Below are 11,876 nucleotides of genomic sequence, written 5' to 3' on the forward strand. Positions count from 1 at the left end.
TATATTTTTATACTAAATTATATTTAATTTCTATTTAGCTTTACTTTTAACTTGTGATGGACAAGATCCGCTACTAGCGCATCCAGAGCATCCACTACAACCAGAAGATACATTTTTAGAAGTAAACTTTCTAAATATGAATATAACTGATATAGCTATTATTAATCCACCAACTGCAAGTTCCGCAATTGAGCTACCAGATTCTACTGCAAATAAAGTTCCTCCGATTATTCTAACTATAAATGCACCAATCCATGCAATTACAAATTGATATATAAATGATATCCACATCATTTTGCTTCCGTACTCTTTTTTCATTGTAGCAAGAGCTGCAATACAAGGAGTATATAATGATGTAAACACTAAGAATCCATATGCACTAAGGGCAGTGAATACTGTTGGTAAAACAACCTTTAAATCACCATAAAGTACACCCATAGTATTAACAACTATTTCTTTAGCTCCAAGACCTGTAAGTATAGATACAGCAGCTTTCCAATCACCAAATCCTAATGGTGCAAATATAGGAGCTATTAAATGTCCTGCATAAGCTAAGAAACTGTTATTTAAATCTGGTGTATATCCACTGAAGTTAAATGATGATAAAACCCAAATTACAACTGACATTGCAAACATAACAGTAATTACTTTAGTTAAGAATCCTTTTGATTTACTCCAAGCATTTTTAAATAAAGAACCTATAGTAGGTAATTTATACTCAGGAAGTTCTAGTATAAAAGGTTCAACTTCTGCATTAAAAGCAGTTTTATTTAATATAAAAGCTATTATTATAGCTACTACAATTCCTAATAAATAAAGAGATAAAGTAACTAATGCAGCATTTTTAGGGAAGAATATACCAACAAATAATGCATATATAGGTAATCTAGCACTACAAGTCATAAGTGGAGCTATAAGCGCTGTTACTTTTCTATCTTTTTCGCTTTCTAATGTTCTAGTTGCCATTATAGCAGGAGAAGAACATCCAAATCCCATAACCATAGGTATAAATGCTTTACCAGATAGGCCAACTTTTCTCATTATGTTATCCATTAAGAAAGCTGTTCTTGACATATAACCACTATCTTCTAAGAATGACATACCAAAGAATAAAGCAAATACTAGAGGGAAGAAAGGTAAAGTACCTCCAACACCACCAATTATACCGTCTATAATTAATGATCTAAACCAAGGACTAGCATTAGCTAATAAAACATCAGCAGGGCCTGCTACATATGTTTCTATTAAACCACCTAATCCTTCTTGTAAAGGACCTCCAACCCAATCAAATGTAAATTTGAATAATAACATTAGTGCGGCTATAAATATAGGGTAAGCTAAAACAGGATTTAATACAAACTTATCTATTTTATCAGTGATAGTTTTTTTATTGTTATGAGGTAGATTACAACATCTACTTAATATATCTTCTATTTCTTTATAAGTTTCACTTTCAGATCCGAAATTAGTATTATAATTAGGTTTATTGTTAGCGACTTTTCTTATAGCAGGAGCTATTTTATCAGTTCCTTCTTTCTTTTTAGCTATTATAGGAATTACTGTCATATTAAGTTCTCTAGATAGTTTATCCACATCTATATGAATTCCTTTAGCCTCAGCTACATCCACCATATTAAGAAGAAGTATTATAGGCTTTTTAAATTCCATAAGTTGAGTTGTTAAGTAAAGGTTTCTAGATAAACTAGATGCATCAACTACATTTACTATAACATCTACATTTCCTTCTTCTAAAAATCTCTTTGATACTTTTTCTTCATTAGAGAAAGTATCCATAGCATAAATACCAGGTAAGTCTACTATATTAATATCTTTTTCTAAAATACCTTCTTTTTTATCTATAGTAACTCCAGGCCAGTTACCAACGTGTTGGTTAGCACCTGTAAGCAGATTGAAAACCGTAGTTTTACCAACGTTAGGGTTTCCAAGTAACGCAACGTTAATCATTTTATCACTTCCTTATTTTAATGTAATGTTTTTAGCGTCAGATTTTCTTATAGCAAGATCTAATCCTCTAAATCTAACTACTATAGGGTCTCCTAAAGGAGCAACTTTTTTTACTTCTATTTCCGTATTATTTATACATCCTAAAGCTAATAATCTCTTAGCTAATTTTTCGTTTCCATTTATATTATTAATAGTACCTCTTTGACCTACTTTTAAATCGTAAACAGTCATTTTTATACCTCCTAATGAAATTCATTATCACTTAAATTGTATCAATAATGATTTTGATTGTCAACTAATAACTAATATTTAAGAATAAATATTTTCGTACAGTAAGAAAACTGATGAAATAAAATTAAATTGGTTAAAAAATAACGTTTTACCGCTATAATATTGACAAATAATGGTTTTATTTGTTATTATATAATTGAAATTATATAAATTTGTAATAGTGGTGATGATATGGCTAATGGTGAGTTAGAAGCATTAAAAAAAGAAATAGAAGCACTAAGAGATGAGATTAATACTTATATAGAATATCCAGAGATATTTAAAGAAGAGATAGTCGATACGAGTAATAAGATAGATATATTAATAAATAAGTATATGAATTTGAGTAATAAGTAACCCACATTAAAGTGGGTTTTTTTATACTCAAAAATCATATGTTCATCCTTAATATTGTATATGTTTAGTACAAAGTGAGAATATTAAATAATTATATGATTTAATAACAAAATTAATTTGTAAGGATGATATTTATTATGATAGGTAGTTTTTTAAGATCAATAGCAATTATAGCAGCATCATATTCAATATTGAAACTTATACAATATAGTCTTAACAAGATATGTAAAATAACTAAATTTGATGTAAGATACGAAAATACCCTTTGTAGCGTATTATCATCAATTTCTTATTACATCATATTCTTGACAAGTACAGTTCTCATATTAAGGGAATTTCAAATAGTGGATATAACTAAATTTGGGACATTAGTTACTGGTGCTAGTATAGTAGGTATACTAGCAGGGGTTGCATCTCAAAGTATATTAAAAGATATATTTAATGGATTTTTTGTATTATTTGAAAAGCAAATGCAAGTAGGAGATTTTGTAATAATAAATGAAACTTTTAGAGGAACTATAGAAGAAATAGGAGTTAGAAGCACTAGTTTAAGGGATTGGGATTTAAAAAGAATTACTATTCCAAATGGTAGTATAAGTAGCATAAGAAATTTTAGCAAGGAGAGAATGAGGGTTGTAGTACATGTAAGGGTACCTTATGAAGAGGATCCAATGAAGGTGCTAGAATCTTTAGAAGAAGTATGCAATATAATGAATGAACAATATAAAAATTATCTATTTAAATTACCATCAGGTAAACCTAAAGGTCCTTTTAATGTATATGGAGTAACAGATATAGAAGATAGTCCAGTGGGAGCAAAATATACAATAACAGGTATAGTATATTCTTATAAGTATTTTAATGCACTTAGAGATACTAAATTACAGATACTTATTGTATTTAGAAATAACAAAGTACGAATAGCTTACCCGACACATATAAATATATTACACAACGATAATGAATATAGAGGAGATTTTTAGAGTATAAATATTTCTTATATATTGTTTATATGAAATAGGGGGGGATTTGAGTGGCAGACCATAAAGAAGTGATTCTGAGGTTACTTATAGCGTTAGTTATAGGGGGGTTAACAGGGCTTGAAAGAGAAAAGTCACATCAATTTGCAGGATTTAGAACACACATCTTAGTATCTGTTGGCTCATGTATAACAGCAATAACATCTTTGTATTTATTTTTTGATTATAGAGAATATGCTAATGTTGATCCTGCAAGATTAACTGCACAGGTATTATCAGGAATTGGTTTTTTAGGTGCAGGTGCTATACTAAAAACCTCAAATGGAATAAGAGGATTAACGACTGCCGCAGGTATATGGGCAACTGCATGTATTGGTATAACAATAGGGTATGGATATTATGTCTTAAGTATAAGTGCTTGGCTATTTGTTATGATAACACTATACATATTGAAGAATATAGACAAAATACTTTTTAGAAAAAAATATACTATTTTTAATGTTGTTATAGATAACATGGGAAGTATATCTATGCTATATTCAATCTTTAAAAAATCTCAAATAGAAGTTAAAAGTATTGATATAGAAGCTGAGGGAGAATCCCTTTGGAAATTGAGCTTTTTTCTAGTTCATGATAGAAGAATAATAGTAGATGAGTTAGTAAAAGAATTGAATATGTTAAAAAATATAATAAGTGTAGATTATTTACACTAAAATAATATAGAATAAGTATAATTAAAAATTTAGGTTGAGGTGTATAAATTGACAAAAAAAATAAGAATAATAACAGATGGATCATGCGATTTTCCACAGGAAGTATTAGATAGAGCAAGACCAGATGTAGTAGGAATAAATGTAGCTTTTGGAGAAGATAGTTATATAGGGGGAATTGATATAGATTCTGAAACTTTCTATAAAAAAATGAAAGAAAGTAAAGAATTACCTAAAACTTCAAGTCCATCTCCAGATAGATTTTTAGAGCTTTATAAAGGTGATGATGAAGAGCTTTTAGTATTTACATTAACTTCTAAGCTATCTAGCACTTATAATAATGCTGTTTTAGCTAAAGAAATGTACTTAGAAGAAAATCCATATAAAAGAATTGAAGTTATAGATAGTGCAAGTGGGTCTATTGGGGTTGCATCAATGATATTAAAATGCAGCGAACTTATAGATGCTGGTAAAAATATGGATGAAATACTAGAGCACATAGAAAGATACAAAGAAGAAATTGTATTCTTTGGAGCTTTAGAAACATTAGAAAATGCAATAAAAGGTGGTAGAATAAACAAAGTTGCTGGAAAGATAATAAATGCATTAAACTTTAAAGTTATAATAAAAATAGAAGATGGTCTTGTTAAACCTATAGACAAAGCAAGAGGCGGAAGTAATAGTATAAAAAAAGCCTTAGAGTATGTAGAAAACAATGTAGGACACCAAGATGAAAAAACAGTTATAATAGGTCATGCTAATTGTATAGATAAAGCAGAAAAAATAAAGAGCATAGTAGAAGGAAATCTAAACTTCAAAGAAGTATTAATAGCAGAGATAGGTCCTATAATGGGAACGTTCACATCTGAAGGTGCTATATTAGTATCTGTTTTATAGTATATATTAGGTAATATTTACTCAAAATATTAGTATAAAAATTTTTACATTAATAGTGTAATAAGAATATTAGATTTAAGAACCATAAACTCTAGATAAAAATTAATATATTAAAGGAGAAAAGCTATGGGATTAGATAGAAGTAAAATAGAAGATAAATTCAAATGGAATTTAGAGCAGATGTATAAGAATAAAGATGAAGTAGAAAAAGACATAAGTAAGGTTAAAGAACTTATACAAAAGGCTAAAGAATACAAAGGAAAGCTAGCAGAGAGTTTTGAGAATTTATATAACGCACTAAATATATCAGAACAAGCATCAAGACTTTTACAAAACTTATATGTATATACTCATATGAAGCAACATGAGGATACAAGAATAAATGAAAATCAAGGTTTAGCTACAAAAACAGATATGTTAGCTACTGAATTATCTACAGCTACATCTTATATGGTACCTGAAATAATAGCCATAGAAGAGGAGAAGTTAAAAGAATTTATGAAGGATGAAAAATTATCTTTCTATGAAAAACATATAAAAGAAATTTTAAGAGAAAAGCCACATACATTAAGTGAATCAGAAGAAGAAATATTAGCTGCAGCATCTGACATAACTAAAGTATCAGAAGATGTATATGATATGTTTTCTTTTGCAGACTTAGAATTTCCAGAAATAGAAGATGAAGAAGGTAATAAGGTTAAACTTACACACTCTAATTACTCTGTATTTTTAAAGAGTAAGAATCCTAGAGTTAGAAAAGATGCTTTTGAAGCTATGTACTTAGTATATGGTAAATATAAAAATACATTTGCATCAACGTTATATGGAGGCATAAAGTCAGAAATATTCTACTCTAAAATAAGAAAATACAAATCAGCACTAGAGGCATCATTATTCCAGGATGATATAAGTGTGGATGTATATAATAATCTTATAAAAGCTGTAGATGAAAGTTTACCAACACTAAATAAATATGTAGATCTAAAGAAAATGTTTTTAGGATTAGAAGAAATACATATGTATGATTTATATGTTCCTTTAACTGACAAATTTGATATGAAGATAACTTATGAAGAGGCTAAGGAAATAATATTAAATGCTTTAAAACCATTAGGAGATGAATACTTAAAGCTAATACAAAGAGCCTTTGATGAAAGATGGATAGATGTATATGAGAATGAAGGTAAGCAAGGTGGAGCGTATTCTTGGGGTAGTTACGATTCTCATCCATACATATTAATGAGTTATAAAGATGATTTAAATTCTTTATTTACGTTAATACATGAATTAGGTCACTCTATGCATAGTTACTACTCAAGAACTACTCAGCCATATATATATTCAAGCTACAAAATATTCGTAGCAGAAGTTGCATCTACTCTAAATGAGCTATTATTAATAAACTATTTATTAGAAAATTCTAAGTCTAAGGAAGAAACATTATATCTTCTAAATTATTATTTAGAGCAATTTAGAACAACTGTATATAGACAGACTATGTTTGCTGAATTTGAAAAAATAACTCATGAAAGTGTTGAAAGTGGAGAGCCATTAACGGCAAAAGAGTTTACTGATATATATTATAAATTAAATGAGAAATACTACAAAGAATCTTGTGTGGTTGATGAGCAAATAGGATTAGAGTGGGCTAGAATACCTCATTTTTATTCAAACTTCTATGTATATAAATATGCAACAGGATTCTCAGCGGCAAGTGCTTTAAGTAAACAAATACTTGAAGAAGGTAAGCCAGCAGTAGAAAGATATATAGAATTTTTAAAGAGTGGAGGGTCTGAATATCCATTAGATCAACTAAGAAAAGCTGGAGTAGACATGGAGAAAAAAGAATCTGTTGAAGAAGCTCTACAAATATTTAAAGGACTAGTTGATAAATTAGAAAAAGAATATAAAGGATAAAACAGAACATTAAAAAGGCTTAAGTTATTAATAACTTTAAGCCTTTTTATAGTTTGAGCAATATATATTTAAGTGTTTCGTGGAAGCATCGCTTAAGGCGAATTTAAAGTCATGTTGTTGGTGAAATGAACTATATTGAATTTTACTTTTTCTTAACATAATTTACATCCCTTTAACTTGTTCATAATATTTACTTAACAAAATAACTGTAATATTAAAGTATAAAGAAAAGCAAAATAAACAAAGAATTGTAGCATAAATATGAATAAAAATTAAAGTAAATTATCAAATACATATGGAGGGAATATTATGTTCAAGAAAAAAATAGCAGTTTTATTATCAAGTACAATATTAGTAGGAAGTTTAGCAGTAGGATGTGGGTCAAGCTCGGAATCAAATGGAGATAAGATTACAATGTCAGGTTCAACTTCAGTAGGGCCAGTAGTAGAGATACTAGCACAAGATTTTCAAAGTAAGAATGAAGGTGTATCTATAGAAGTTCAGCAATTGGGATCTTCAGCAGGTATAAAAAATGCAATAGATGGAACATCTCAAATAGGTATGGCATCTAGAGATTTAAAGGATGAAGAAAAGCAAGCAGGATTAAAGGAAACTGAAATAGCATTAGATGCTATAGCAGTAATTACTAATAAATCAAATGAAGTAAAAGATTTAAGTATTGAGCAAATAAAGGATATATACACAGGGAAGATAAATAACTGGAAAGAAGTTGGAGGAAAAGATGCTCCAATAGTAGTAGTATCAAGAGAAGATGGATCAGGAACTAGAGGGGCTTTTGAGGAAATAGTTGGATTTGAAGCAGATGAGTTAACTCAAGATGCACAAATAAGTGATGGATCAGGAAATATAAAATCTACAGTAGAAGGTAATGAAAATGCAATAGGATATATATCATCTTCATATGTTGATGATAAAGTAAAACAATTGACAGTAGAAGGACAAGAATTAACAGTAGAAAATGTTAAGGATAAGAAATATCCTCTAGCTAGACCATTTTTACTAGTTAGTAAAGAAGAAAATATTACTGAAAAAGGAAATGAATTTGTAGAGTTCATATTAAGTGAAGAAGGTCAGAAAATAGTAGAAGGTGAAGGGCTTATAAGCATAAAATAAATATCCTCATTATTTTAAGAAAAAAGGCACATATAGTTATGTGTCTTTTTTCTATTTTAATATGCTAAGTGATTGGAAATTATCTGATCTATGAAAATTTCTAATTTTAAATTGCCAAATTGAGTAACAGACGTATTCATAGTAAGTGTACTAACATATCATTGGTGAAATTAAGCAAATTTTTACATAAATTTAACGAAAACATAAAAAGTAAAATCTATGTTAAAAAAATGCCTTTTATTTTACTTCAAGTTAACGGAAATCTAATATGGATTTAACCTAGAAATAATACTATATGTGTGTAAGGAATAATAAAAAATAATGAATAAGAAATATATTGAGGATTTTTGAGGAGGATTTTTATGTTAGTTAAGTCTCGTATAGTAAGCATAGAACAAAGAGACAATAAAAATAGCAACAACAAGAATAAATATATAGCAGAGAAAATATCTAAGAACGTATTTATGATAAGTGCATTAATAGCAGTTGCAAGTTTACTTTTAATAATAGGATTTGTATTCTATAAAGGTTTAACACCATTTTTATTTAAAGATTATTCATTTATAGAATTTATAACTGGAAGTAAATGGATACCAAGTGCAGATAAATTTGGAATTTCATCAATGGTAGTTGCATCATTAATTGCAACGACAGGAGCTTTAATAATAGGAGTACCAGTAGGTATACTTACAGCAGTATTTATAGCTGAACTAGCTCCAAAAAAATTAGCTAAAATAATATCTCCAGCAGTTGAACTATTAGCAGGTATACCATCAGTTTTATATGGAATATTTGGTTTAGCAGTTATAGTACCAGCAATACAAAACATATTTAATTTACCAAAAGGCCAAAGTTTATTGGCAGTGATAATAGTTTTAGCAATTATGATGTTACCTACTATTATCTCGGTATCTGAAACAGCAATAAGAGCAGTACCAAAAGCATATAAAGAAGGTTCATTAGCATTAGGTGCATCGAATATAGAGACAATATTTAAAGTTGTATTACCAGCTGCAAAGTCAGGAATATTAGCAGCAGTTATACTTGGAATAGGTAGAGCATTAGGTGAAACTATGGCAGTAATACTTGTTGCAGGTAACTCTCCAGTAATGCCATCATCTCTAATGGATAGTGTAAGACCACTTACTACAAACATAGCGTTAGAGATGGGATATGCATTTGGGACACATCAAGAAATGTTGTTTGCAACAGGAGTTGTATTATTCACGTTTATATTAATCTTAAATATAGTGTTAAATAAAGTTTCGAATAAGGCGGTAGATTAGCATGAGAAAATTTAAAGAAAATATATTAAAAACATCAGTTTATTTATCTGCGGCATTTACAGTAACAACATTAATTGTGATAGTCGGATATATATTTATGCAAGGTATAAAAGGAATAAATCCATCATTCTTATTTAGTGATTATTCGCCAATGGGTGGTGGAGGAATACTACCGATGATAGTATCCACAGTTTATATGGTACTTTTATCAATAATAGTGGCAACGCCAATAGGTATATTATCAGCAATATATCTACAAGAGTATGCTAAAAAAGGAAGATTAGTAACAATAATAAGATTTGCGACTGAGAGTTTAGCAGGTATACCATCAATAATATATGGATTATTCGGGGGAATATTTTTTGTAGTTACCTTAGGAATGAAGTACTCAATACTTTCAGGGGCATTGACAGTAGCAATAATTATATTGCCAGTAATAATAAGAACAACAGAGGAATCTTTAAAGACAGTACCACAAAGTTATAGAGAAGCATCATTAGCTTTAGGTTCAACTAAGTTCCAAACCTTATATAAAGTAGTACTTCCCAGTGCAATACCAGGGATACTATCAGGAGTTATATTATCAGTGGGTCGTGTTATCGGAGAATCAGCGGCTATATTATTAACAGCAGGAACAGTTGCACAAATGCCAGGAACTATATTTGATAGTGCTAGAACATTAACAGTTCATGCATATTTACTTACAAAAGAAAAAGGAGATATACAAGGAGCAGCAGCTATAGGAATTGTGTTAATAATAATGGTACTAATATTAAATACATTAGCTAAAGTAGTGGCTAAGAAATTAAATAAAGCAAATTACTAAGAAATTTTACGAGGTGTAAAAGATGAGTTTAAATAATACAAAGATAAGTATAAAAAATTTAGATTTATATTATGGAAATAATCAAGCATTAAAGAAAATAAATATGAATATAGAAGAAAGGAAGGTTACTGCATTAATAGGTCCTTCTGGATGTGGTAAGTCAACATTTTTAAGAACTTTAAATAGAATGAATGATTTAATAGACAATGTCAGAATAGAAGGACAAATAGAGGTAGATGGAGAAGATATATATAAAAGTGAAGATGTAATAAAATTACGTACTAAGGTAGGAATGGTATTTCAAAAGCCAAACTTATTCCCAATGAGTATATATGATAATGTAGCCTATGGACCTCGTACACATGGAATAAAAGATAGAAAAGTTTTAGACAAGATCGTTGAAGAAAGCTTAAGAGGGGCAGCTATTTGGGATGAAGTAAAAGATAGATTAAAATCATCTGCACTAGGGCTATCTGGAGGTCAACAGCAACGTATATGTATAGCAAGAACAATAGCTATGAAACCAGAAGTAATACTTATGGATGAGCCCACATCAGCGCTAGATCCTATATCTACAGCAAAGGTAGAAGAGTTAATAGAGTCTTTAAAAGATGAATATACTATAGTAATAGTTACACATAATATGCAGCAAGCGGCACGTGTATCTGACCAAACAGCATTCTTCTTAACTGGAGAAGTAGTAGAGTTTAGTGACACAAAAACTATGTTTACAACTCCAACGGATAAGCGTACAGAAGATTATATAACAGGAAGATTTGGATAAAACTTATAAGAAAAGGAGTAAATATATGGTTGATACAAGTTTAGAGTTAAGTATAAACACACTTAAAAACTACACATTAGCAATGATAAAAAGGTGTAGGGAAGCAGTAGATAATTCTATTAACTCTATGATCAATAAAGACTTAGAGGGAGCAAAAAAAGTAATAAAAGAAGATGATGAGATAGATACTCTAAGAGAATATATAAGAGATAGAAGTATTGAACTTATAGCATTAAAACAACCAATGGCAAAAGATTTAAGATATATATATGCTCTAGGAAATATAGCACTTGATTTAGAACGAATAGGAGATTATGCAGTTAATATAGCACAAGAAACTTTAAAAATAGGTGATGAAGCCTATATAAAGGAATTAATTGATATACCAAAATCAGCTAAAATATGTACTGATATGCTTAATGATATTTATAAAGCTTTGGAAAATGAAGATGAAGACCTTTGCTATGATATAGCAAAAAGGGACGACAAGATAGATAATTTATACGAACAAATACACGTAGAGTGCTTAGAAGTTATGAATAAGAATTCAACTACTATAAATCAGGGAGTAAGGCTTTTATTTGTAGGAAGGTACTTAGAAAGAATAGGTGATCACAGCACTAATGTATGTGAAAAAATAATATATGCTATAAAAGGTGAAATGGTTGAGATAGGATAAAGTAAAAGCTTTATCCTATTTATAATTTGAGATAATTTATGATTTAATTTACAAATAAGCTATAAATTAAA

General features: G+C 29.2%; 12 protein-coding genes. 10 read left to right on the plus strand and 2 right to left on the minus strand.

Annotated elements, in window-relative coordinates; all coding sequences use genetic code 11:
* Window positions 1–30 precede the first annotated feature (30 nt).
* Window positions 31–1,965: a ferrous iron transport protein B gene (feoB, locus tag I2H23_RS08105; RefSeq protein ID WP_195581462.1), complete on the minus strand. Its 1,935-nt coding sequence runs from the start codon at window positions 1,963–1,965 to the stop codon at window positions 31–33.
* Between the two features lie 12 nt (window positions 1,966–1,977).
* A complete protein-coding gene (locus I2H23_RS08110; protein WP_166504700.1) occupies window positions 1,978–2,196 on the minus strand; it encodes a FeoA family protein in 219 nt (72 codons plus the stop codon).
* A 231-nt stretch (window positions 2,197–2,427) separates the two neighbouring features.
* On the opposite strand from I2H23_RS08110, the gene I2H23_RS08115 reads away from it, so the two are divergent.
* From I2H23_RS08115 to phoU, 10 genes are all read left to right on the plus strand, one after another.
* The gene (locus I2H23_RS08115) at window positions 2,428–2,592 is read left to right on the plus strand and encodes an aspartyl-phosphate phosphatase Spo0E family protein (RefSeq protein ID WP_092922417.1); all 165 of its coding nucleotides are present in this window, start codon (window positions 2,428–2,430) and stop codon (window positions 2,590–2,592) included.
* A 137-nt stretch (window positions 2,593–2,729) separates the two neighbouring features.
* Window positions 2,730–3,575 (plus strand): mechanosensitive ion channel family protein, encoded by an 846-nt coding sequence (locus I2H23_RS08120; protein ID WP_166504701.1) that lies wholly within the window; start codon window positions 2,730–2,732, stop codon window positions 3,573–3,575.
* Window positions 3,576–3,625: 50 nt separating this feature from the next.
* The gene (locus tag I2H23_RS08125; protein ID WP_092922423.1) at window positions 3,626–4,285 is read left to right on the plus strand and encodes an MgtC/SapB family protein; all 660 of its coding nucleotides are present in this window, start codon (window positions 3,626–3,628) and stop codon (window positions 4,283–4,285) included.
* 48 nt (window positions 4,286–4,333) lie between these two features.
* Window positions 4,334–5,179, plus strand: a complete 846-nt coding sequence (locus I2H23_RS08130) for a DegV family protein (RefSeq protein WP_166504702.1) — start codon at window positions 4,334–4,336, stop codon at window positions 5,177–5,179.
* Between the two features lie 126 nt (window positions 5,180–5,305).
* Window positions 5,306–7,096, plus strand: coding sequence for an oligoendopeptidase F (gene pepF / locus I2H23_RS08135; RefSeq protein ID WP_092922429.1), 1,791 nt, complete (start codon window positions 5,306–5,308; stop codon window positions 7,094–7,096).
* Between the two features lie 309 nt (window positions 7,097–7,405).
* Window positions 7,406–8,230, plus strand: a complete 825-nt coding sequence (locus I2H23_RS08140; protein ID WP_195238060.1) for a phosphate ABC transporter substrate-binding protein — start codon at window positions 7,406–7,408, stop codon at window positions 8,228–8,230.
* Window positions 8,231–8,592: 362 nt separating this feature from the next.
* Window positions 8,593–9,516 (plus strand): phosphate ABC transporter permease subunit PstC, encoded by a 924-nt coding sequence (pstC, locus tag I2H23_RS08145; RefSeq protein WP_166504705.1) that lies wholly within the window; start codon window positions 8,593–8,595, stop codon window positions 9,514–9,516.
* A gap of 1 nt (window position 9,517) precedes the next feature.
* The gene (gene pstA, locus I2H23_RS08150; protein WP_092922438.1) at window positions 9,518–10,342 is read left to right on the plus strand and encodes a phosphate ABC transporter permease PstA; all 825 of its coding nucleotides are present in this window, start codon (window positions 9,518–9,520) and stop codon (window positions 10,340–10,342) included.
* 22 nt (window positions 10,343–10,364) lie between these two features.
* Complete coding sequence (gene pstB / locus I2H23_RS08155) at window positions 10,365–11,126, plus strand: phosphate ABC transporter ATP-binding protein PstB (RefSeq protein ID WP_166504706.1); 762 nt, start codon at window positions 10,365–10,367, stop codon at window positions 11,124–11,126.
* A gap of 25 nt (window positions 11,127–11,151) precedes the next feature.
* The gene (gene phoU / locus I2H23_RS08160; RefSeq protein ID WP_166504707.1) at window positions 11,152–11,805 is read left to right on the plus strand and encodes a phosphate signaling complex protein PhoU; all 654 of its coding nucleotides are present in this window, start codon (window positions 11,152–11,154) and stop codon (window positions 11,803–11,805) included.
* The last annotated feature ends 71 nt before the right edge of the window (window positions 11,806–11,876 follow it).

Origin of the sequence: Romboutsia sp. BSD2780061687b_171204_C1 (assembly GCF_015560225.1) — a bacterium.
Classification (GTDB): Bacteria; Bacillota; Clostridia; order Peptostreptococcales; family Peptostreptococcaceae; genus Romboutsia_C; species Romboutsia_C hominis.